This window comes from Exiguobacterium sp. s130 (assembly GCF_018619055.1).
GTDB lineage: Bacteria > Bacillota > Bacilli > Exiguobacteriales > Exiguobacteriaceae > Exiguobacterium_A.
Window position 1 is genome coordinate 617,507 of record NZ_JACSNI010000002.1, and the last position, 23,003, is coordinate 640,509.

Genomic DNA, 23,003 nt, shown 5'->3' on the forward strand with positions numbered 1-23,003 from the left:
CTCTATACGTAACAGTTCATTTCCCTATCGGTCTTTTCCTGCAATAGTTTAGTTTTTTTGTCCTGTTAGTCGTAACAATTCATCAACTAAGTCTCGTGATGCATTCGGCATACCGAGCGCAAGTGCTGCTTCAGACATTTTTTGTTGTTGCGCCAATGCTTTTTCACATGCATCAAATAACCGTTCACCTGTCAGTTCTTGTTCACGAATCAATAGACTCGCACCTGTCTCGACGAGCGATGATGCATTGACTTCTTGATGGTTTTCTGTCACGTAAGGACTTGGAATGAGGACACTCGGTAACCCAAGCGTCGTCAGTTCTGCTAATGTACTTGCTCCCGAACGCGAAATGACAAGTTGACTTGCTTTTAGGATGTTCGGTAAATCATATACGAATGGACGCAGTTGAATGCGTTCAGGTACTGAGCCAACGCGTGAAACAATCGTATCGTAATGAATCTGACCCGTAACGAAGAGGAGCGACCATCCGGCTTGTTCAACTTTCGGCATCATGTCGACGACTGCTTCATTGATGGCAGGCGCACCACGACTACCACCATAGATGACGACGAGTGGACGCCCTTCCTCGAAACCGAAACGTTGACGCTCTTCCGTTGGGTTGATTTGTAACTCCGCTACTTCAGAAGCGCGTGGGTTTCCGATCAGAACCGTCTTTGTTTCGTTTTTACCGAAGTGATGACCGGATCCTTTAAAGGATAATGCGACACGGTCCACATAACGCGCTAAAAATTTATTGGTGATACCGGGAAGACTGTTTTGTTCATGAACGAGTGTCTTAAAACCCATTTTTGCTGCCGTGTACAGAACAGGTCCACAGACGAACCCACCTGTACCGACGACAATATCCGGTTGGAACTGGCGCAGTAGTCGGCGAACCCGTCGGACACTCTTGACGAACCGGATACCCGTCTTGACGTTCTCGAACGACAGCGAACGACGGATGCCAGAGATCTCAATCGATTCAAATGGAATTCCTGCCCGACGGACGATATCCGCTTCGAGACCGTTTTCTGTTCCGATATAGAGGACCTCACACGGCATGCGTTCTTCGAGCTCTCGGATCATGGCAAGTGCCGGATAGATGTGACCACCTGTACCGCCACCAGAGACGACGATTTTCATACTGTTGTTCCCCCTACTTCATGTACGGCACGAACGAAATGATCGCCGCGCTCTTCATATGTCTTATACTGATCCCAACTTGCGGATGCTGGTGATAAAAGAATGATGTCTCCAGGTTGTGATACTTCAAACGCTACTTTCACGGCTTCATCCATCGTCTTGACGACCGTTGATGAATAGCCGTTTTCAGATGCAAGCGTTCCGAAGCGATGTCCGGTTTCTCCCAGTCCGATGACATGTTTGACGTGCTTCATCGCATCGAGTAGCGGTGTCAAATCCGCTCCACGCTCGAGCCCACCACATAACCAGATGATGTTTGTCGTGAATCCAGATAGGGCTGCTTCCGTCGCGACGTTATTCGTCGCTTTCGAATCGTTATAAACTTTTCGACCAGCAATTTCACCGACGAACTGTGTCCGGTGCTCTACTCCTCCGAATGTCCGTAGCACATGCTGGACATTCGCTAATGGTAAGTCGAATGGTTCGACGAGCGCTAAGGCCGCGAGGACGTTCTCAACATTGTGACCACCACCGAGAGCAAGTTCTTTGACGGGTAGAATACTCGATCCATTGATCGTCAACACATCATTCACTATTTCTGCATAAGCAGATTGACGACGTGAGAATAGGAGCGGCGTCACATTTGCTGTCTTACCGAGCTCGTTGACCGATGCATCATCAGCGTTCAAGATAAGCCGATCCGAAGATGTCATGTTTTTGAAAATCCGAGCTTTTGCTTCTCCGTATGATTCAAAATCACCATGATAATCGAGATGTGCCGGTGATAGATTTAAAAAGGCTGCTGTGTATGGTCGGAACTGATCGATCCCCATCAATTGAAAACTCGATAATTCAATGACGATGATGTCATCTTGTTTCGCCTGACGTGCGATTTCAATTGCCGGGAATCCAATGTTTCCTGCCAAATGCACACGTCGAGACCCTGTTTTCAACAATTCATGAACGAGTGTCGTCGTCGTCGTTTTCCCGTTTGATCCTGTGATAGCAATCCACGTCGCATCTGTTGCGTGATACGCCAGTTCCACCTCTGTCCAAACGGGAATGTTGCGTCGTAATGCTTCTTGTAACAATTCGATCTGATACGGAATCCCTGGATTCTTGACGATTAAATCGATGTCATCGAGTAGTGTAAGCGGATGCCCACCATAAACCGTTTGGACATCGAGTGATGCAAGCACTGCTTGATCACTCTCGGACGGTGTTTTCCCGTCATTCACTGTCACTTCTGCACCTACGCTCGCTAAATAACGAGCGGCTGCGATTCCACTTTTCGCCGTTCCGAGAACGAGCACCTTTTGATCATTCCATTGTCGTTGTTCCATTGTTGAATCGCTCACTTTCTCTCTTCGTTTTTATCACATAAATACGTAGGCGATAAATGCCATCAAACAGCTGATTCCTGCGAATGTACCGACAATCCGCCATTCGCTCCAACCAACCATTTCAAAATGGTGATGAATCGGACTCATTTTAAAGATACGTTTCCCTGTCGTCTTAAATGAGATGACTTGTAGAATGACAGATAGTGTCTCTACAACGAAGACAATGCCGATCAAGACAAGGAGAAGTTCTAGTTTTAGGACAATCGATAGACCTGCTAGTGCGGCACCGAGTGCAAGGGACCCTGTATCACCCATGAAGATTTTTGCTGGATGAGCATTGAATAAGAGGAATCCAATTAGGGCACCAACTGCTGAGAAGGCAAAACAAGCAGCACCCACTTCATCCGCGATGAACCAACTGTACAAACCGAAGAAGAGGAATGTCGGAATCGCCGTAAATGATACGAGACCGTCTAATCCGTCTGTCAAGTTGACAGCATTCGAGAATCCGACTAACCAGAACAGAGCAACGAACGGATAGATGATACCAAAATCAAGTTTGAAGTCTGTGAATGGAATCGACAGATACGTCGCGTCACTCGTAAATCCACCACTCAACCAAACGAATAACAATCCGACGACGATTTGCCCAATCAGTTTTTGCTTCGAATTCAAACCGAGATTACGCTTCTTGACGACTTTGATGTAGTCATCGATGAAACCAATCGCACCATATGCAAGTGTTAAAAAGAGTAACGATAACTGTGTCGTTGATAAATCACCCATGACGATCGCACCAAGAACACTGACGATCATCGCAACGAGAATGACGATCCCGCCCATCGTTGGCGTTCCCGATTTGACTTGATGCCATTGAGGTCCTTCTTCCCGAATTTCCTGACCGAACTTCAATCGGTGTAGAAACGGAATTGCCTTTGGCATAACAAGTAGTACAACAAGAAATGCAAGAATAAGACTGATGAATAATGTGATCATAGCAGACACCCTTTTTCAAAAATTAGTTTTCGTTCAGATAGGTCAATATCCGTTCGAGCGCCATCCCACGTGACGCTTTCAATAAAACGATTGTTCGTTCTCCAAGCAGCGGACGCAATTGTTCAGCAGCATCCTCAACAGTTGCCGCAAATTGGATTTGGACAGATGGGTCGCTGATTCCTTCAGCAATCCACGCGCCTTTCTCCCCTACTAGAATAGCATGCGAGACCGGTAACGTAATCCGCTTTCCGACCGAGGCATGTAACAAGCGTTCCTGGTCTCCTAGTTCATACATATCGCCGAGCACGAGAACGCGCGTCGTATACCCTTCTAATGCAGTGATTGTCTCAATCGCTGCATTCATCGATGTCGGACTTGCGTTATACGCATCGTTGATGACCGCTGTCTCCTCAAAGAGCAGTCGTTCCATCCGCATTGGTGTCAGTTCAACCGCGTCGAATCCTTCTTGGATCCGGGCATCCGTCACGCCAAGCGCGCGCGCTGTCGCAATCGCGTACGCTGCATTTCGGACTTGGTGTTTTCCTAACACAGGGAGATGAAAGGCAGTACCATCGTAAGCAAAGGCTGTTCCGAGAAATGTTGCTTCTGTCGTCTCGATCCGGTACGTATTCCCAATCTGATAACCGATTTTCTCCGCTTCGACTTCTGCTAGAAGTGGTTCATCCCCATCAACGAACAGATGACCTCCTGGTTTAAGACCAGACCGAATCTCAAGCTTTGCTTTGGCGATTCCACTACGTCCACCGACTTGCTCCGCATGGGATTCACCGATGTTCGTGACGAGCGCAATATCTGGTTCAGCAAGATTCGATAAGAATTCGATATCGCCAAAACCGTTCATTCCCATTTCCAGTACGGCGACTTCCGTGTCAGCCGGCATCATGAGAATCGTTAACGGCATCCCGATATCCGAATTGAAGTTCCCTTGTGTCTTATGTGTCTTGAACGTTGTCTTGAGTACACTTTCGACCATGTCTTTCGTCGATGTCTTGCCATTCGATCCAGTGATGGCAACGATTTTTGGCGCAATCCGCATTAAGTATTGTTTAGCGATCTCTTGCAAGGCAACCAGTGGTTCATCGACTTCTAAGAAAACGACATCGATGTCCGGTCGATCAATCCCTTTCTTCCATAAGGTGACGATCGCTCCTTGATTTTTTGCGCCTTCCAGGAAGCGATGACCATCGACGCGTGCTCCTTGAATCGGAACATAGAGACCATCTTCAAGATGTGCGCGTGAATCCGTTGCGAAGTGGCGGACGACCCGATCGTCTCTGACATCAAGATGCAGCCACTCAGCAATTTGCGTAATTGTTAACATGATATATACCTCCATTCGATGACAACAAAAGAGGACGAATGCAAAAGTCAACGAATGACTCCTGTTCGTCCTCGTCTTCCTGTAGAAATCAGGAAACTTGCCCCACCGTTATTCTTTAGGTTCAGCTAGTTCGACCGTCAACTTTCCATTTTCCTTCACTAGTGTACCAGTTCGAGCTGATTGTTTGGTTACAAAACCTTTACCGATGACATCGAGCTTCAAGTCATATAAGCTGACGAGCTTTTTGACGTCTCGCTGCGACCACCCCGTCAGATTCGGCATCTTAAATGTGTTCGCTGTCTTCAGCAAGACACGTTCTCCACTGACGAATTCTTGACCACGAGACGGAATCTGCGAAACGACCTCCGCTCCATCCCCAAGGATGATTGGAACAGCTTCTTGTTCTTTCGCCAAATCCGTTGCTTGTCGAGCGCTCTTCTTGATATAGCTCGGCGTAATCTTCGCTTTGACATCCACCGAATCTTTTTGCGTTTCCGGTTGAATGCTCCGGTACTGTAATGCTGTATTCATGACACTTTTGAACACCGGACTCATGATGAGTGGTCCTGAAACCGATGATTCATTTTTTGACGGACGATCGACCGCGATGTACATGATCAATTCCGGATCATCTTTTGGTGCCATGCCGATGAACGAGTGAATGAATTTTCCTTGAATGTATTTTCCGTTCTCAGAAATTTGAGCTGTACCGGTCTTACCGATGACACGGTAGTCTTTCAACTTGTACATTTGACCCGTTCCGATTTTACTGTTGACGACACCGTCCAGTGCATCCCGCGTCGCTTTGGCCGCCTCTGCCGAAATTGGCTTACCGACGACTTCTGTTTTCGCTCGGTAAGGTGCTTTATCCGTATGATCAGCTTTTTGGATGATATGCGGTTTGACCATTTCACCGTCACCAGCAATTGCTGTTGCCCCTTGGAGTAATTGCATTGGTGTGACTGCAGTTGATTGTCCCCATGAAGTGATGAGCGCATTCAGCGGTTTTGACAAATCAGACTGACTGTTTACTTCTCCCGAGATGTCTATACCCGTTCGTTGGTCAAAATGAAACTTCTTAAAGTATTCTTTATACCGTTCGATCCCAAGTTTTTCTGCTGTCAACTTCGAGAACATGACGTTCGAGGAGTGATAGACGCCCTCGATCATCGGAATTGTGCCCCAACCAACATCATTGTAATCCTTGATGACCGTTCCTTTGTAATTATAGCTACCCGATTTATACTTCTCGTTCGGACGGAAGACTCCCGCATCAATCGCTGCTGCGAGCGTAAAAATCTTCATCGTTGAACCCGGTTCGAATCGTGAGGATACGGCGAAATTCGTAAAATCTTTCATGTCACGTAAATTCGGGTTGAACGATGGCCGATCCGCCATGGCAAGGATTTCACCAGTCTTCGCATCCATGACGATACCCGTTGCGTTTTTCGGCTTATACGTGTTGTACATTTTTTGCATCTGTTTCTCAAGCGACTGTTGAATGCGATGATCGATTGTCAAGTACAGATTCGATCCGTCCTTCGGTTCATTCGAGACACGTGAAGAACCTTGGATCAACGGATTACCACTCCGGTCTTTCTCGAAGACGCGTGCACCGTAAGACTCACTCAAGGCATTATCATACTGTTTTTCGATCCCCATTTGTCCCTGTAACGCGACACGACCATTCTCCTCGGTGATCTTTTGGACGAATCCGAGTGTATCGGACAAGAAGATACCGTTCGGATAGTATCGTTTTGGCTCTTCGATCATCCGGATTCCAGGGAGTTTTAACTTGTCGATCTTCTCTTTTTGATCGAGTGTTAAGTCATTTCCCTTTTTCCCGAATTCGATTTGCGAACGTTCTTTGTTCTCAATCAAATAGGTTTCCAGTTCCTTCGTCGTCATTCCAAGTATCGGCGCAAGACCTTCAGCCGTCTTTTTGAAGTCGACGATCGTCTCATCCGGATCCTTGACGCCACCTAGTCGGTAAATACCAATCAGGTGATACGACGGAACATTAATGGCGATTGGAGAACCGAGACGGTCAAAAATTTCACCGCGTTCTGCCCCAAGCGTCTCCTGGGACTCCCATCGCTTTTTCTCAGCATAGGCAATCATATCTTCCCCATGGAATTGTTTGGTTGTCGCTAAGTATAAAAATCTGCCAATAAACACAAAAAAGAGAGTAGCAAATATCACCATGATAAAGGCTACTCTCCAACGGGATTTTTTCAGTGGATTCATTTAGGAATCACCTTGATGTTCCCTTTACGCATATCAAGACCCTGTTCTTTTGCAATCTTATAAATCCGTTCCGGAGAGCTTAAGTTCGTGACCTCTAGTTGTAAACGTTCATTTTCTTTTTTGAGTGACTGTGTGACTTGGTTTTCTTTCGCTAAGTCACGACTGACATTGTACGCCTCGTTGTGCGTACTGATCGTCGAACTCCCAAATAACACAAGACCACCAATCATCGCACTGTATAAGAATTTTTCAAAGGGATACAAGCGATACTTCGGACGGACGGCGACGCGACGTGCGATATCTTCCGTCTTCCGTGGTTCCTGAACAGGTTGTTGACGAACGGGTTGAACCGTTTGGACCGATTTACGAAGTGGTTCTGCCATTGGAATGCTCCTCTCAAGATTCTTTCATTTTTTCAGCGATTCGTAATTTTGCCGATCGAGCGCGACGATTATCATCCAGCTCTTCGACACCAGCTGTAATCGGCTTGCGTGTGACGAGTCGGAGTTCGGGTTCCATCTCGACCGGTATCATCGGCAATCCCGGTGGAAGCTCCGGTAGTGATGATTTTTCTTTGATCGCCTGTTTACACATACGATCTTCAAGTGAATGGAACGTAATGACACATAAACGTCCACCAACCCGTAACACATCAATTGCTTGGTGTACCGCACGGTCAAAGACGTTCAATTCGTCATTGACGGCGATTCGGATCGCTTGGAACGTCCGTTTCGCAGGGTGACCACCTTTACGTCGTGCTGGTGCTGGAATCGCATCCTTGATCAATTCGACGAGTTCGAACGTCGTCTCAATCGGTTGCTCTTCCCGCGCTTTTTCGATTTTGCGTGCAATTTGTTTTGAGAACTTCTCTTCCCCGTATGTAAAGAAGATACGTACGAGATCATTGTAAGACCATTCATTGACGACTTCGTAGGCAGAAAGTGGAGAAGATTGATCCATACGCATGTCAAGACGTGCATCGTGATTGTAACTAAATCCCCGTTCCCCTTCGTCTAATTGTGGTGAAGAGACACCAAGATCGAATAAGATGCCGTCTACTTTCTCGACGCCATGTGCTGCTAATTGCTCTTTTAGATAAGCAAAATTACTCTTTATTAAAGTAAAGCGACCTTCATACGCCGCGAGACGTTCTGCTGCATGAGCAAGGGCGACATCATCTTGATCAAATGCGTATAGATGACCTGTCGTCAGTTGTTTGACGATCTCTTCGCTATGTCCTGCTCCACCTAATGTACAATCGACGTAAATACCGTCGGGTTTAATCGCGAGTCCTTCGATTGACTCCCATTTCAATACCGTTTCATGCTCAAACATGTCCTGCCTCACCTTTCACTGTCCTTGAAGGACGTTACTCTTTTTCAATGTATCACATTCTCTCATGAAAACGTTACGAAAATGAGACAGTTTCCTTGATTTATTTAACTTTTGTGTAATTTTCGCTAAAAAATCAAAAAAACCTGCTTGTTTCAGCAGGTTTAAAGGAAAATTTTCAGTTGTTCAGCCGCATTTGCCTCATAAGCGTTCCTTAAGTCCCGAACAAAATCAGGACCATGATGATTCAACCACGGTAAGATGGAGTGAATCCTTTCTTGTGGCGCTCCATCCGGTAGCAAATGATAGGCCGTTTCTTTATACTGTCGCGTCTGTCGATCAAATTGACGTCGATCTTCTGCTAACAAACTAGCAATCGATTGTTCGAGTTGTTTCTTGATTTTCTCACTCTTACTCGAAGTTCGCAGTAGCTGATGTTCGAGCGAAAGAAACTCGGAGACGAAGCTATCTTTCAGCATCGCTGCCGTCTGCAGGCGCCCTGTCATCTGCTCTTCCGAATAGACGGGAATCGGAACGCCTGACCGGACGATCTCTTCGAGCGACACGTCGAGTTTCATAAGCCGTTTTTCATCGCTATGACGCACGAGTAATCCGCCCATACGAGGAATCAATAACGGCATCGTCCACTTCAGATGGTGAAACAGTGGGCGTAAGCGCGTCCAGTAAGCTAATTCTCCCGGTCCACCAATGTAGGCAAGCGTCGGGAACAGATAATCCTGCATCAATGGTCGGGTCACGACACTGTTTGAGAATCGTTCCGGACTGGCGTACAGTAACGCGATTAATTCAAGTTCTGTATACTGCTTCCCTTGTTTCGTCTCAAATCCGCTTGCTGTCGGATAAAGCAACTGACGACCGTGATCATCGATGAAAAGATGCGCGGCCTCCTCGTTCAAGAATGTGTCGGGTAATTCTTTCGTCTGTGTTATTCCGTCCGTCAATGCCTGTCTGAATTCCGCATTGTCTTGAATCAATCGTTCAAAAAACGGAATCTCGAGTTCACGGACAGGGTGTGTATCAGCATCAAAGAAGACGATATCGAAATCGATCAATTCGCCGATTAATTGTGAGAAAAACATGCCATACGATCTACATTCTTCAACGAGTTGTTTCAGCCGCGCAACTAATCGTTTCGTGTGGATCGTCTCCGGCATTGCCCGGAACGTTTCTTCAATGATTTCTAGAAGTGCCGGCTGATCAAAAGACAAGCGACTGACCGAGCGGGCAATCGTTTCCGCAGGGGCGACTGCGATTTTTCGCGTTTGAAAATCTGCTGTCGGAACATAAACATGATTGATCTCATCAAAATCGTGATCTTCGGTCGCGAGCCAAAAAATCGGAACGACAGGGCGATCAAGTGTCGCTTCCGCCTGCTGCGCGACCTTAAGACAGGTCAACAGTTTATAGATGGCATATAATGGTCCGCCAAAGATGCCGGTTTGTTGCCCTGTGACCACAGCTTGTGCCTCACCTGTACGAAGTTTCGCGACACGCTCCCGCAATCGCTCCGTCATATTTGGATTTTGGCGTTCGAGTTCGTCCGTTAGCGCCGCAAGATGCGGATAGTGACGCTCTTCAAGTAAGCGGCTTCTCGACGCTAAACCACTCGTTCCGAGGTGATCGACATATGTTAAGAATTCTTCTCGTGAAGCACGATGCATCAGCGAGTTGTCATCATATAAGGCTTCAAATGGTTGTACCTTCAAACAAAATCCCTTCTTTCTTACCTAACTCGTCAGCTGATGAACAGTTGACGTATACCGAGCACGAACAACACGAAATGAACGGGTAACGCTAGCAAGATGATGATCCGCCAACTGTGCCGAATCATTTGTCTTAAATCGACATCAAGTTGCCGAATCCGTTGCCAGAGCGCGTTCAACGCAAACACTACCAACACGACGATGACGATCCATCCTAAGTAATTTGTTCCGGTCAAGGCAATCAATGCGACATGAATGGCATATAGAACAATGAATGTCCCAACGTCGAGTGCGAATCGGACTGCCTTCCCGTGTTTTCGAAACAGAAGTAAAAAGATGAGATACAACGCAAGTAGGCTGAATAAAGGAAAAATGATGAAGACCGTCACTGCGGACCCTCCCTCTGTTTGATCTGTTCATAATAAAAAGATAAACGTGGCGTCGCAGTCGTCGCCTGACGTAACGCGTATCCAAGTATCGGTTCCACTTCTGTTTGGCGTCCTTGCTCAAGATCTCGTAACATCGAAGAACGATTTTTACTCGTGTTCTCCATGATTCGCTCGATTTCGGAATAAGTAATGCTATGATTCGGAAAAATCGTCTGCATTTCGTCAAATAATTGACGTGCTTCTTGTCGATAAGGCATTTCTAACAAGGAGCCATTCTCAACACCGTAATATGCCGTCACTGGATTGATGACGACGTTGATGAACAGTTTCGTCAATAAGACCGCTTCCATATCCGACTCGAATTCAAAACGGAGCTGTATTGACGACAAGTTCGAAATTTCTTGATTTCCGTAGCGGATGCGTCCTTGTCCAGTATGCCTGACTTCAAACGGCGCAGTGCGCATGGCTCCATGTTCGACGACACCGAATAAGACTTGCGGCAATTGCTCTTTCCATTTCAAATGATCCATTCCATTTTGCAGGAACATGACGGGACACGTCAGCCGTTTGAGGAATGGAATCACACTTTTTATATCATACGACTTTGTCGCTACAAACACCAAGTCTTCTGACTCGAGTCGATCAATCTTCCGGATTCGTACAAGTCGACTTGCCTGTCCATCGCGAATGATCGAACGTTCCTCTTCTTGTTCTTGTCGAGTATAGAGCGTGACTGCATGCTCTTCCGATAAATAAGAGGCAAGCAATAAACCGATGGCTCCCGCGCCAATGATTCCAACGTTCATCTTCATCATTTCCCCTTTCATGAAAAAAGCGACCCCAAAACCGATTTCTCGATTCGAAGGTCGCTTTTATACCGATCAATCAGCTTACTTGCTGACGATTTCTTTACCTTTGTACGAGCCACATGCTTTACAAACACGGTGTGAAAGTTTCATTTCACCACAGTTTGGGCACTCGACCATACCTGGTACACGGAGTTTGAAATGAGTACGGCGAAGACGTTTGCGTGTTTTCGACGTTCTGCGGAATGGTACTGCCATCGTTGTCCACCTCCTTGAAAAAATACACTCGCCTTTACTTCAGAAATCAGGAATCCTGATCTTTTTTAAAGAACTGAGCGAGACCCGCGAGTCGCGGATCGATTTTTGGTTCGGTTTCCTCTGGATCCTCTTCAGAAAGAATTGTCCAGCCTTCCCCCTCAACCAACTGATTCTCTTCATCATCCCCATGCACTTGCACTGGCACATGAAGTAAAATCAATTCTTGCACGAGCGGTCGAAGATCGACCGTATTCCCGATCGGCACGTTGATGTCATCTGTTTCGTTCGAAACAGCATCAACCTCGAGCAGGAATGGCTCGATGGATTCAATCTCGAATGGATAAGCGACGTCATTTAGCGTCCGGGCATCCGGAAGCGTCATTTCGCCGGTAATCCGGAGATTGAATATTAATTGATTCGATGTAAACGATGCATTTGCACGAACGTGCACAGGTTGCACCGCCCGGATATCCGGATGGAGGGCGACTAGCTCATTGAGCTCGATCGTCTCGTTAACCTGAAGTTGACCCAGATTGCGCAATTTATTCAATTGCATCAGGGACCATTTCATCCGAATCACCTCAATTGCAACAATATGAATTATAGAGAGGACATCTTGTTTTGTCAATGTTTTTTCTTTACACTGAAATCGCTAGAGAACGAACACTTTTGGACGTCTTTATCCATATTACCGCACTTAATTCGGTTTGCAAAGGAGAAAGTTTTCATGAGGATGACAGCTATCATTTCAGAGTACAATCCGTTTCATAATGGACACTATTATCAAGCGACGACAGCACGACGGGAAACAGATGCCGACGTCATCGTCGCCATCATGAGCGGGACGTTCATGCAACGTGGGGAGCCCGCTTTTACAGACAAATGGACACGTGCTCAAGCAGCAGTCGCAAGTGGTGCCGTTGATCTCGTTCTTGAACTCCCCTTTTATTTTGCCGTCCAACGCGCAGATCGGTTTGCGCTCGGTGGGGTGACGATCGCTGAGACGATCGGTTGTGAGTCGCTTTCGTTCGGAAGCGAATGTGGAGACATCCATCCCTTTTTGCATGCGGCAGCGGAACAAATTGAAGAGATTCCTGCATATAAGCAAGCGTTACGTGACGGATTAACAGCTGGTCTTTCTTCTGCTCATGCTGCTAGTCAAGCGTTCAAGAGTGTCTCACAGACGCTTGATTTGACACAACCGAACAATACACTTGGTTATTATTATGCTCGCGCCGCGAAGACCGTTTCGCTTCATACGACCAAACGAATTGGAAGTGGCTATCATGACCTATCAACCGGAGCTATCATGAGCGCCACTGCGATACGCGCCCATTACCAGACGCACGGTCAGCTGCTCGCACTTCCCGAACAGACGGAGGACGTCCTGACAAACGCCTCTTTCGCTCATTTTTCGCACTATTATCCATGGATTCGACAACGCCTATTGACGACTCCCGTATCTGAGTTGATACGAATCGCCGGAATTGATGCTTCACTAGCTCCTCGTCTCATTGAAAGTGCCAAACAAGCAGAGACGTTCGATTTCTTTTTAAATCACGTCAAAACACGTCGTTATACGCGTACGAGCCTGCAGCGTGCCCTTGTCTATCTGTTGACTTCAACGACAACGGAAGAGATCGCACGGATTGATTATGACCATGTTGATTTCGTTCGCCCCCTCGCTTTTTCAGAACAAGGACGACTGGCACTTAAGAGTATTAAAACGCGTGTCCCTGTTTTAAGTACCTTCACGAGCCATCCTTGGCTAACGAAAGAAAGCCAAGTGACAGCTGCATACGCACTGCCCTTGGCTCGCTACGACGCGTTGCTCGAACACCGTCGTTTTCCTTATTTCGCTGGAAGTTCTTCTAAATAATCAATCGCATCTTCAACTGTCTTGATCGGAACGAGCTTCATGTTCGTTCCGAGTTTTTTAATGGATGGTTTTGCTTCTTTGTAGTTCTCTCCTGCTGGTACGAACATGATTTCAGCTTTTGCCTCGTCAGCAGCGACGACCTTTTGCCACGCTCCACCGATCGGTCCAACTTTACCACCTTCTTCAATCGTCCCTGTACCGGCAATCTTATGTCCTTTCGCCAAATCACCCGGCGTCAATTGATCATAGATTTCAAGCGTGAACATCATCCCGGCAGAAGGACCACCGACATCCTCGATCTGAAACTTAATAGTGGGGTCCGTCGTTACGTTTGAGATCGGTAATGGTTCATAAATACCAAGTCCGACACGTTTGACTTCTTTCGACAACTGATCCACCCGAATCGTCGTCTTCTTGATTTCCGATTTACGCGTGAACTGAATTGGAACAGCTGTTTTTGCTTTTTTCGATTGAATCGTCTTCATGAATCCGTCAAACGACGTAATCGGTTTTCCGTCGACGCCCGTGATTCGGTCCCCAGCCTTTAGTTTTCCTTCGGCTGGACCTCCTGGAATGACACCGGACACGTAAACTCCTTTAAAGTCGATATCGACCTTTTTATCAGCTAATTCATAGGCCTCGATCGTCGCATTATGTTGTGCTTCTTCCATGTATAGTTTCTGACGTGTTTCATACTGTGCGTCTGACTCACCGTCGTACAAATAATCACTTACACTAGATGTTTCAGAAAACGGCAGGAAGAGGCTTTCTACGAGGAAGTAAGGGGTTGCCCGACGTTGGGCGATCGTCAGCATCATCAAATCGCCTGGCTCCTTGTCACCCCCAGACACATCAATCAAATCTTCCGTCGATGTCGCATCACCTGGATAGGAGATGAAATACGGAAGTGGCACGAAAAACACGAGCAAGGCAGCAATGACCGCTGCTAAGGCCGGTTTCCAAGCTTTCATCACAGTTCTCCTCTCGTATATCTCTGACGTAGCGCCTCTTCAACGGATGGCGGTACGAGATCAACGACGGAAGCCCCGTATTTAGCTGCTTCCTTGACGATCGAAGAACTTAAGAAGGAATATTGATTGTTCGTCATCATGAACAGTGTCTCGATTTGATCATTCATCTTTTTGTTGATGGATGCGACCTGCATTTCATATTCAAAGTCCGAGACCGCTCGTAGTCCGCGGACGATTGCAGTTGCGCCGACTTCCTCCGCATAATCGACAAGCAATCCATTGAAGGAATCGACCTTGATATGTGGTAGATGCGACGTCACATCTGCAATCAACTCCATCCGTTCCTCAACAGAAAAGAGCGGTTGCTTCGAAGAATTGTTCAATACGGCAACGATGATCTCATCAAAAATCGGAACAGCCCGCTCAATGATGTCTAAATGTCCGTTCGTGATTGGATCAAAGCTCCCTGGGCAAATGGCGATTCGTTTCATACGTGGTCTTCCTCCGCTTCCATGAATTCATATAACGTGATTGAGATGACAGCGGAATAACGAAGTCGACGAACGACCTCTAGCCGTCCGATTCGGTCCGGTAATACAACAGCAGAGTCATGTTCACACACGATGACACCATTGTCTGTCAGCATGTCGTGTTGCTCTATGTACGTGACGTGTTCCGTCAATCGTTCTTTTGCATAGGGTGGGTCTAAATAAATCAATTTAAACGGCTTTTCGGAGGCTAGTTCCGTCAAGGCGATCGTAACATCTTTTTTCAACACACGTGCTTGATCCGTGTAGTGTGTCGTCCGTAGGTTATCTTGAATGGTCTGGATGGCTTTATGGTGTTGGTCGACGAATACCGCCTCATCGCATCCTCTTGAAAGAGACTCGATGCCGAGACCTCCGCTACCGGCAAACAAATCAAGCGCTCGCCCTCCGTTGAAATAAGGACCGATGACGTTGAATAACGATTCTTTTACTTTATCCGTCGTCGGTCGTGTCTGATCGCCTGGAACAGCCTTTAACCGTGTTCCCTTCCGTTCTCCTGAAATGACTCGCATTTCCTTCATTCCTTTCAACAAAGAAGCGACGAGGATGTCCTCATCGCTCCATGGATTATGCTTCTTCTTGCATTTTTCCTTTTTTGTTCGCGAACGTCTCCGTGATGAACGGTCGTTCTGATCGTTTGATCGATTCGACGAACGGGAGAGTCGAAATGACTTCCATCACCTGTTCATGCTGATCTAAATCGACATACAGATGAACGTATCGTTCACGTTTAGACGTAAAGTAGACGTTCCCGTAACGGCGCAATTGACGGGATGCTTTCATCGCATTGACATAGACGATGAGTCCCACTCGTTCCTTGATCACGCCAGCCTACCCCCTTCATCTTCGTTATCCGCTACAGCTGCAGCTGCCACCGGTTGAACAGCCTCCGGCACATCCTTGATCAAAGAATGGATTCCCCGTTGGTACTTTGATTTGCGGTGATACTTCTCCAGCGAGCTTCAGACTGATTTGCCCGAGTAACGTCTCGAGTTGTTTTTCCGCTTTTTTAAACTGCGCGACTTCTTCTTGTAAATCAAGTCGCCGTTTGACTTCGTGGACCTTTTTCGTGATCGTCTGATAGTCAGGGTGATATCGTCCGAATCGTTGTACGAGTTCGTAGTCTTCCTTGACTTGATGAAAATCGCGAATGACAGCCTGTGCCTCTACTGACTCTTGCTGTGCTTGTTTCGCACATCTATATGCTTGCCCCGTTTCACTTTGAGCGAGAGATCGAATGAGGTCTTCCGCTGCGTTGATGAGGTCAATCGTCTTATCGGTATATATCACAACGAATCTCCTCCTTAACTTTACCATCTTATCATAACATTTCTCTCCCTCCTAGCCCGTTGAATTGTGTATAATTTGTTCAGAAGGAAGGAATGAACTTTATGCAACTGCTCTCTTTTAATATGTTCCGGACGATTGGAATCAAGACGGAACATGCCAAATCAGATTATCACTTTGATTCCTTGAAAAAGATTGAACAGGCGGATGTCGTCTTGTTCCCGGAATACTGGCAAATCCACTCGATCATCTATGGAATGAAGAAGCCGATTTTTCCATCTGCTGCTACGTTCCACCTAGGTCATGACAAGATTGAGATGACTCGGATTTTTCAGACCGTCATTCCGGATAATATCCCTCGAACAGGCATCTACGGGAAAAATGAGTTCACGGTCGATCGAGTCTTACGTGAATTTTCGTTTCCGTTCGTCGCTAAGACAGTCCGTAGCTCGATGGGGCAAGGTGTCCATCTCATCAAAAACGAAGCGGACTGGAAGAAATACACGGATACCCACGAGACGTTCTACATCCAAGAGTACATTCCGAACGAAAAGGATTTACGTGTCGTCGTCGTCGGTGATCAAGTCCTCGCTGCGTATTGGCGCGTCGGTGGTGCACAGTTCTTAAATAACGTTGCTCAAGGTGGCGTCCTTGATTTCGATGATGTGCCACAAGGTGCAATTGATTTCGTGCTCGCGCTTGCGAAACAGCTTGATATCGATCACGCTGGTTTTGATCTTATCATCCGCGACGGACAATGGTACGTTCTCGAGTTCAACGTCTTCTTTGGTGGTGAAGGACTTAATCACCTCGGCATTCATGCACCAGATACGATCCTTGAGTACGTTGAACGAAAATACGGAAGTTCATGAATTCTTCAAAATGACTTCACAACTTTTACGTCATCGTTTCATTCATTATGGTATGATAGTTTGGAAAGACTAGTATCTACTAGCAAACTGGGGTATAGGGGGATTCAAACATGAAGTTTGAACAATATGGCATCGAAGGCAAGGAACTGAAGTTCGGTCTTCTTGAAACAATTATGGATCATCACCGTTTCGTTCGCGAAGGACAATGGGATTACGAACGTGCGATGTACGACATGAAATACGAAAAACAATCAACAGGCGAAGTATTCTATCTCCGTGTTCCTGTCTATGCGATCCAAGGCGAGATTGAAGACCGCCATGCTGTCGTCCGTATGATGACACCACTTCTAGGGAAACACTACTATCCACACGGTGTCGAGTATGATGAGACGTTCCCTCCGGAAATCGTCAAGGACTGCGAACGTCGTTTAGCAGCATTGCTCGAAACACTCGAAAAATAAGATCCACACGTAGAGGTTCCAAATTAAGGAGCCTCTATTTTTTGTTCTTCATTCCAAACAAAAAAGCTAACGACCTCGCATCATCCACGAAATCATTAGCTGTTCTGTCCACCTGATTGTTATTCTTTAATACGCGCGAAACCGCTTTTAACGCGCGACGAATTGTACATAAGATACGACATCGTCTCCGAGCTGAATCCCAAGCTGCTCGCGTACATGAAGATAAAGCGCGTGAAGTGACGTTGCCGGTGCATTGACCTTTACGCTAAATGCAATCTCTTCCCGGTCCATCCGTTTGATCCGGGAGTGATGGATTCCATAATCCTCGATCGCACAAGCAAGTAATTCCTCGATGGCTTGAATAGAGACGGTAACATCTCCTTGCAAGTACTCTTCATAAGTCATCTACCTTCACTCCTTTGCTAATTGTGTGACCGAAGACATGACCTCTTCTAAGTCGACCGGTTCATCCGGCGTCTTCGCCATCGAAGAGATCGCCCGTACTTTATTCTCACGGTCCAAAATGAACATTTGTGTTCCGTGAGTCACTAAGCCACTCTCAGCTTTTGAGTAATAGAAATTCAACTGACGTGTCAGACGATCGATGACGACTGGATCTCCCGTCAATACTTTCCATCCTTTAGCATCCGCTTCAAAGTTCGAAGCATACTTTTTCAGGACTTTCGGTGTATCCACTTTTGGATCAACCGTCACAGCGACGAGTTCGACGTCATTTCCGTATAACTCTTCACTCCGAAGCTTCTTCTCAAGCTTTCGGTAATCATTCAATGTCAGCGGACAAATATCAGGACAGTTCGAGTAGAAGAACGTCAACACTTTGACTTTTCCGTCTTCTGAATTGAATGATTTTCCGTCTACGGCATTCGTTAATTCAAATGGCGTCGGTTCAGCGATGACAGGTAACTTTTCTTTCATGAAGAAATAATAATATCCCCCGGCTGCCGCAACTAAGATGAGGACGACGGCAGCGACCGTCAAGTAACTGTTCTTTTTCAAGTTGGCTCCCCCTTAATGACTCCAGATCGCCCGGAATACGTTCGTCGTCTCACCCGGATCGTAGACGACATATAATAAGCAATACACGATCACACCGGTGATGGCCGTCAAAAACCAAATGATCGAAGCAACTGGTCCGATTTTACGGTGACGTGCAAAGTTCTTCTTATACGCGTGATAGAGTGCCATCAAACCGAGCACCCCACCTGATGTCGCAAGAAGGATGTGGAAGATCAAGAATCCTGTGTAGTAGGCTTTGACAGACTCTGGACCGCCAAAGGCTGTGTTGCCGAGCAGAATCGTCCGCAAGGCATACATGATGAAGAATAATAAAGCGAGTGCAGCTGCAATCGTCATCACGGTTTGGTGAGCTTTCATGTTACGACGCGTTTGGGCGATCAAAAACCAGCCAATCGCTACGAAAATCGCACTGATGACAATCAGCGATACACAAATCAACGGCAAATAAATCATGTTCCAACTTCCTCCAATTTAATCCGCTTTTGGTGTGAAGGACATGCCTTCATCCACGGCAGTACTTTTTGAACGGCGCACCCATGTAAAGAAGGTCAGTCCGAAGAATAGACCATACACGAGTTCTTGACCGAGCTTCATGAGGACACCACCAAAGCGTTGGTCCTCTAATAAGTCATCTGTCGTTCCGAGCAATCGTTCCAGGTTCAATCCGCTTAAATCATTGTTAGGCATACAGTAAGCGAGTACTTTCGCGAACGTCGCCGGATCCTGATACGCTTGATACTGAAAACTTTGACTGAAGATCATGAAGGCACAGGCAGGTGTCAACAACACACCGTTCGCGACGATATAGACCATCTTCTTCAGGTCAGACAAACTATCGTTTTCGTTGACGGGTGCAATGATCGGATACCACATCGTCATGCTCAAGAAAATAAGTGTTCCATGGAACAGACGGTGAACGGTATAGTTCGTCAGGACATAATCAAAAATAAATGGCATATGATAAAACGTAAACAAGGCATTAAAGACGACGAGTGCAATCAACGGCTTGACGAAGAAACGAAGAATCCTCCCAAGATACGGTATATTGAACAAGCGCTTATAAAGCCACTCTGGTAGTGCAATCAACAAGAGCGGCGGTGCGACCATATAGACGAATACCATCTGCAGCATGTGTGCTGAGAACGTGATATGTGCTAGCAGGTCTAACGGACTTCCAAAACCGATGTAAAAAACGATCAATGCCGCGAGCATCGAAAACTTTTGCCCAAGCGTTGTTTCCGGCTCGTCCGGACGACGCAGCTTTTCTGTCACGACAGCATATAGGATATACAATCCAACGAGTATCAACGCATAATACGGACTCCATAAGACAGTCCATTCGAATTGCGAAAGTGCTCCCCTTAAATTGCCTAACATATTTCTTCACCCCGTTCCTTTCTCTTACAAACTAAGATTACCGTTCCCCTATTTCATTGTAAAGGTTTCTCATAAAACGATTCCAAAATAAAAGACCATCCTGCTAAACGTTAGCAGAATGGTCACATTTCTTACCAGATCAACAGACGGAGTGTCGCGACGATCGTCAAGGCGACGAAGATGCCAAGACCCATCATGACTTTGATCCATGTGTTGCCTTTATTGTTCATATGCATGAACATGTAAAGCTGAAGGTAAACCTGAACGATTGCCATGATGATCAGGAAGCCACCAGCTGCCCAGTGCGGCATGAGATCAGCCATGACAGCACCGAAAGCGATGAGCGTCAAGAAAATCATGAGTGCGAAACTGATGAGTTGCAGTTGTGTCTCACGACCACGTTCTGCTTTCAACTCAAGCTCGATTTGATTGCGCGTAAGTTGCGGTTCGTGTTTTTCCATCTTATTTCACCATCCCCATGAGGTAGACGACTGAGAAGATAAAGACCCAGACGACGTCAATGAAGTGCCAGTAAAGACTTGAAACATAGTACTTCGGCGCATTCACGACCGTGATGCCACGGTTCCAGTTGCGGATGAGCAATGTCGAGATCCAAAGAAGACCGAATAAGACGTGCGCACCGTGGAAACCGACGAGAGTGTAGAAGGCAGAACCAAATGCACTCGACGTGAATGTATGACCGATGTGGTAGTAGTGATTGAACTCATAAATCTCACCCGCTAAGAATGCTAGTCCAAGAACAAGTGTGATAATCAACCACATTTTCATCTTCTTGACATCATTACGTTTCATCGCCATCATCGCAAGAACACTTGTCAACGAACTTGTCAAGAGGAGCATCGTCATGATGAAGACGAGACCCATTTCGAAGATGTCATAACTGCGTAGACCTTCTTTAGCACCGGAGTTATGAAGTCCGATGTATGTTCCGAAGAGAGAGGCGAACAAAGTCGTCTCTCCTCCAAGGAAGAACCAGAAGGCTACATATTTATTCTTACCCTCAAGTGTTGCTTTTTCAACATGATCCGGAATACCCGTGATCGGGTTGTTTGGTACTGAATGATGACCCATCTTACTTCGCCTCCTTTTCTGCTTCAAGGCGTAGATCTTCTTCGACGACTGATTTCGGGATGTAGTATCCTTCATCGTCGATCCAAGAACGGAAGAACATCGCGATGAATGTCATCGCAAGACCGATCAAGGCAATGACCAGACCGACAGTACCGTAATCTAGACGAAGAATGAATCCAAGACCTGCAAGGAACAGACCGACTGACATAACGAACGGCAAGATCGAGTTGTTCGGCATGTGGATATCACCGACTTCTTCCGAAACAGAGACTGTTTTGTTACCTGCCATTTTTTCGAGCCAGTACGTATCTAAACCTTTGACGAGTGGAATTTGTGCGAAGTTGTATTCTGGAGTTGGAACAGGAAGTGTCCACTCAAGCGTACGTCCATCGCCCCATACGTCGCGTTTTACATATTCTTTTGACATCAATGCGGCAACGATCGAGATGACGAGAATGATCGTCGACACACCCATGAAGGCTGCACCGATTGAAGAAAGTAAGTTCATTGTTTCCCAGCCTTGGTTTGGCAAGTACGTGAAGACACGACGTGGCATACCTGTAAGACCAAGAATATGTTGTGGGAAGAATGTCAAATGGAAGCCGATGAAGAACAACCAGAATTGAATTTTACCCCAGAACTCGTTGAGTTGTTTCCCGAACATGAGTGGGAACCAGTAGTAAAGACCTGCGAAGAGACCAAAGACGACCCCACCAACGATAACGTAGTGGAAGTGGGCAACGACGAAATAACTGTCGTGGTACTGATAATCGGCAGGTGCTACTGAAAGCATGACCCCTGTCATACCACCAACAAGGAATGATGGAATGAAGGCGACCGAATAAAGCATCGCGACTGGGAACGTCAACTTCCCGCCCCATAGCGTAAAGAGCCAGTTGAAGATCTTGACCCCTGTCGGTACAGCGATCGCCATCGTCGCTACTGCGAAGATCGCGTTCGCAACCGGACCGAGACCGACTGTGAACATGTGGTGAACCCATACCATGAATCCGAGGAAACCGATCAACATCGTCGCAAAGACCATCGTCGTGTATCCGAAGAGACGTTTACGAGCAAAGGTAGGGATGATTTCAGAGAAGATACCGAATGCCGGTAAAATCAAGATGTAAACTTCCGGGTGACCGAAGATCCAGAAGAGGTGTTCCCAGATGACGATGTTCCCGCCCGCTGCCGGGTCAAAGAAATGCGCTCCGAAGAGTCGCTCGAACGTCAAGAGGAACAATCCAACCGTAAGTGGTGGGAATGCGAAAACGATCAAGGCAGAAGCAACGAATGCTGTCCATGTGAAGAGCGGCATCCGCATCAGTTTCATACCTGGTGCACGCATGTTCAAAATCGTAACGAGGAAGTTGATCCCCCCCATGAGTGTACCGAAACCAGAAATCTGTAACCCGAGTGAGTAGAAGTCAACACCGAGCGACTCTGGTACTGTCGAGAGTGGTGCGTAAGCTGTCCACCCTGCGTTTGGCGCAGCGCCGAAGAACCATGAAAGGTTCAGTAAGACTCCACCAAAGAAGAACAACCAAAAACCAAGTGCATTTAAGAATGGGAACGCAACATCGCGTGCTCCGATTTGAAGCGGTACTGCTGCGTTCATGTAACCGATCAACATCGGCATCGCTGCCAAGAAGATCATCGTCGTACCGTGCATCGTGATCAATTGGTTAAAAAGTTCACCGCTGACGAAATCGTTCATCGGTTTAATCAATTGAAAACGAATCATTAGGGCTTCTACGCCACCAACTAGAAGGAAGAACAATCCAGAGATGATGTAGAGAATCCCGATTTTCTTATGGTCGACTGTCGTTAGCCAGTCCATGATGCCGCTTTTTTTCTGCGGCATACCCATAGTATGTGTCCCCACTATGATTCCCCCT

27 protein-coding genes are annotated in these 23,003 nt (G+C 46.7%); 3 read left to right on the forward strand and 24 right to left on the reverse strand.

The window, feature by feature from the left end; genetic code table 11:
- Nucleotides 1–48: 48 nt before the first annotated feature.
- The 12 genes from murG to HZS85_RS07175 all read right to left on the reverse strand — a co-directional run bounded on the left by murG (nt 49) and on the right by HZS85_RS07175 (nt 12,151).
- Nucleotides 49–1,143, reverse strand: coding sequence for an undecaprenyldiphospho-muramoylpentapeptide beta-N-acetylglucosaminyltransferase (murG, locus tag HZS85_RS07120; protein WP_035406803.1), 1,095 nt, complete (start codon nt 1,141–1,143; stop codon nt 49–51).
- Nucleotides 1,140–2,486: a UDP-N-acetylmuramoyl-L-alanine--D-glutamate ligase gene (gene murD, locus HZS85_RS07125; protein WP_214854609.1), complete on the reverse strand. Its 1,347-nt coding sequence runs from the start codon at nt 2,484–2,486 to the stop codon at nt 1,140–1,142. Before murD ends, murG begins: the two co-directional genes overlap by 4 nt.
- A 33-nt stretch (nt 2,487–2,519) precedes the next feature.
- On the reverse strand, nt 2,520–3,482 hold the full coding sequence (gene mraY / locus HZS85_RS07130) for a phospho-N-acetylmuramoyl-pentapeptide-transferase (protein ID WP_035406797.1): 963 nt from the start codon (nt 3,480–3,482) through the stop codon (nt 2,520–2,522).
- A gap of 22 nt (nt 3,483–3,504) precedes the next feature.
- A complete protein-coding gene (locus HZS85_RS07135) occupies nt 3,505–4,824 on the reverse strand; it encodes a UDP-N-acetylmuramoyl-tripeptide--D-alanyl-D-alanine ligase (protein ID WP_251137862.1) in 1,320 nt (439 codons plus the stop codon).
- A 108-nt stretch (nt 4,825–4,932) separates the two neighbouring features.
- Nucleotides 4,933–6,945: a penicillin-binding protein gene (locus tag HZS85_RS07140; RefSeq protein WP_231496838.1), complete on the reverse strand. Its 2,013-nt coding sequence runs from the start codon at nt 6,943–6,945 to the stop codon at nt 4,933–4,935.
- Nucleotides 6,946–7,067: 122 nt separating this feature from the next.
- Entirely contained in the window at nt 7,068–7,454 is a 387-nt protein-coding gene (ftsL, locus tag HZS85_RS07145) for a cell division protein FtsL (RefSeq protein ID WP_214854612.1), read from the reverse strand.
- A 13-nt stretch (nt 7,455–7,467) separates the two neighbouring features.
- Complete coding sequence (gene rsmH, locus HZS85_RS07150; RefSeq protein WP_056062348.1) at nt 7,468–8,406, reverse strand: 16S rRNA (cytosine(1402)-N(4))-methyltransferase RsmH; 939 nt, start codon at nt 8,404–8,406, stop codon at nt 7,468–7,470.
- 161 nt (nt 8,407–8,567) lie between these two features.
- Nucleotides 8,568–10,130 (reverse strand): bacillithiol biosynthesis cysteine-adding enzyme BshC, encoded by a 1,563-nt coding sequence (gene bshC / locus HZS85_RS07155; protein WP_214854615.1) that lies wholly within the window; start codon nt 10,128–10,130, stop codon nt 8,568–8,570.
- Between the two features lie 29 nt (nt 10,131–10,159).
- The gene (locus tag HZS85_RS07160; protein WP_035406782.1) at nt 10,160–10,516 is read right to left on the reverse strand and encodes a DUF3397 family protein; all 357 of its coding nucleotides are present in this window, start codon (nt 10,514–10,516) and stop codon (nt 10,160–10,162) included.
- Entirely contained in the window at nt 10,513–11,322 is an 810-nt protein-coding gene (locus HZS85_RS07165) for a ketopantoate reductase family protein (protein ID WP_035409503.1), read from the reverse strand. Before HZS85_RS07165 ends, HZS85_RS07160 begins: the two co-directional genes overlap by 4 nt.
- Nucleotides 11,323–11,406: 84 nt before the next feature.
- Nucleotides 11,407–11,580, reverse strand: a complete 174-nt coding sequence (rpmF, locus tag HZS85_RS07170) for a 50S ribosomal protein L32 (RefSeq protein ID WP_012370841.1) — start codon at nt 11,578–11,580, stop codon at nt 11,407–11,409.
- A gap of 46 nt (nt 11,581–11,626) precedes the next feature.
- Nucleotides 11,627–12,151: a YceD family protein gene (locus HZS85_RS07175; RefSeq protein WP_214854618.1), complete on the reverse strand. Its 525-nt coding sequence runs from the start codon at nt 12,149–12,151 to the stop codon at nt 11,627–11,629.
- Nucleotides 12,152–12,307: 156 nt separating this feature from the next.
- Between HZS85_RS07175 and HZS85_RS07180 the strand changes: the two genes are divergently transcribed.
- Nucleotides 12,308–13,459, forward strand: coding sequence for a tRNA(Met) cytidine acetate ligase (locus HZS85_RS07180; protein WP_214854621.1), 1,152 nt, complete (start codon nt 12,308–12,310; stop codon nt 13,457–13,459).
- Here the strand turns inward: HZS85_RS07180 and HZS85_RS07185 are convergent.
- Genes HZS85_RS07185 through HZS85_RS07205 form a run of 5 tightly spaced genes read right to left on the reverse strand, consistent with a single transcriptional unit; the run spans nt 13,432 to nt 16,268 of the window.
- Nucleotides 13,432–14,430, reverse strand: coding sequence for a SepM family pheromone-processing serine protease (locus HZS85_RS07185; RefSeq protein WP_214854623.1), 999 nt, complete (start codon nt 14,428–14,430; stop codon nt 13,432–13,434). The two genes, HZS85_RS07180 and HZS85_RS07185, sit on opposite strands and share 28 nt — an antisense overlap.
- Nucleotides 14,430–14,921: a pantetheine-phosphate adenylyltransferase gene (gene coaD / locus HZS85_RS07190; RefSeq protein WP_214854625.1), complete on the reverse strand. Its 492-nt coding sequence runs from the start codon at nt 14,919–14,921 to the stop codon at nt 14,430–14,432. The genes HZS85_RS07185 and coaD overlap by 1 nt, the downstream gene beginning before the upstream one ends.
- Nucleotides 14,918–15,499, reverse strand: coding sequence for a 16S rRNA (guanine(966)-N(2))-methyltransferase RsmD (gene rsmD, locus HZS85_RS07195; RefSeq protein WP_214854627.1), 582 nt, complete (start codon nt 15,497–15,499; stop codon nt 14,918–14,920). The genes coaD and rsmD overlap by 4 nt, the downstream gene beginning before the upstream one ends.
- Nucleotides 15,500–15,545: 46 nt before the next feature.
- Nucleotides 15,546–15,803 carry a YlbG family protein gene (locus HZS85_RS07200; RefSeq protein ID WP_035406768.1) on the reverse strand — a complete coding sequence of 86 codons (258 nt, stop codon included), beginning with the start codon at nt 15,801–15,803 and terminating at the stop codon, nt 15,546–15,548.
- 24 nt (nt 15,804–15,827) lie between these two features.
- Nucleotides 15,828–16,268, reverse strand: coding sequence for a YlbF/YmcA family competence regulator (locus HZS85_RS07205; protein WP_029342155.1), 441 nt, complete (start codon nt 16,266–16,268; stop codon nt 15,828–15,830).
- 92 nt (nt 16,269–16,360) lie between these two features.
- On the opposite strand from HZS85_RS07205, the gene HZS85_RS07210 reads away from it, so the two are divergent.
- Entirely contained in the window at nt 16,361–17,137 is a 777-nt protein-coding gene (locus HZS85_RS07210; RefSeq protein ID WP_035406763.1) for an ATP-grasp domain-containing protein, read from the forward strand.
- Nucleotides 17,138–17,247: 110 nt separating this feature from the next.
- The gene (locus HZS85_RS07215; protein ID WP_035406760.1) at nt 17,248–17,598 is read left to right on the forward strand and encodes a YugN family protein; all 351 of its coding nucleotides are present in this window, start codon (nt 17,248–17,250) and stop codon (nt 17,596–17,598) included.
- Between the two features lie 147 nt (nt 17,599–17,745).
- Here the strand turns inward: HZS85_RS07215 and HZS85_RS07220 are convergent, their stop codons facing one another.
- The 7 genes from HZS85_RS07220 to ctaD form a co-directional block, all read right to left on the reverse strand.
- Nucleotides 17,746–18,003, reverse strand: coding sequence for a hypothetical protein (locus HZS85_RS07220; protein ID WP_214854629.1), 258 nt, complete (start codon nt 18,001–18,003; stop codon nt 17,746–17,748).
- Between the two features lie 6 nt (nt 18,004–18,009).
- Nucleotides 18,010–18,615: an SCO family protein gene (locus tag HZS85_RS07225; RefSeq protein ID WP_050677540.1), complete on the reverse strand. Its 606-nt coding sequence runs from the start codon at nt 18,613–18,615 to the stop codon at nt 18,010–18,012.
- Nucleotides 18,616–18,627: 12 nt separating this feature from the next.
- Nucleotides 18,628–19,089: a DUF420 domain-containing protein gene (locus HZS85_RS07230; protein ID WP_214854631.1), complete on the reverse strand. Its 462-nt coding sequence runs from the start codon at nt 19,087–19,089 to the stop codon at nt 18,628–18,630.
- 18 nt (nt 19,090–19,107) lie between these two features.
- On the reverse strand, nt 19,108–20,013 hold the full coding sequence (ctaG, locus tag HZS85_RS07235; RefSeq protein WP_214854632.1) for a cytochrome c oxidase assembly factor CtaG: 906 nt from the start codon (nt 20,011–20,013) through the stop codon (nt 19,108–19,110).
- A 131-nt stretch (nt 20,014–20,144) separates the two neighbouring features.
- A complete protein-coding gene (locus HZS85_RS07240; RefSeq protein WP_214854634.1) occupies nt 20,145–20,474 on the reverse strand; it encodes a cytochrome C oxidase subunit IV family protein in 330 nt (109 codons plus the stop codon).
- A gap of 1 nt (nt 20,475) precedes the next feature.
- Nucleotides 20,476–21,105 carry a cytochrome (ubi)quinol oxidase subunit III gene (locus HZS85_RS07245; RefSeq protein ID WP_029342161.1) on the reverse strand — a complete coding sequence of 210 codons (630 nt, stop codon included), beginning with the start codon at nt 21,103–21,105 and terminating at the stop codon, nt 20,476–20,478.
- Between the two features lies 1 nt (nt 21,106).
- On the reverse strand, nt 21,107–22,975 hold the full coding sequence (gene ctaD, locus HZS85_RS07250) for a cytochrome c oxidase subunit I (RefSeq protein WP_052018991.1): 1,869 nt from the start codon (nt 22,973–22,975) through the stop codon (nt 21,107–21,109).
- Nucleotides 22,976–23,003: the final 28 nt, after the last annotated feature.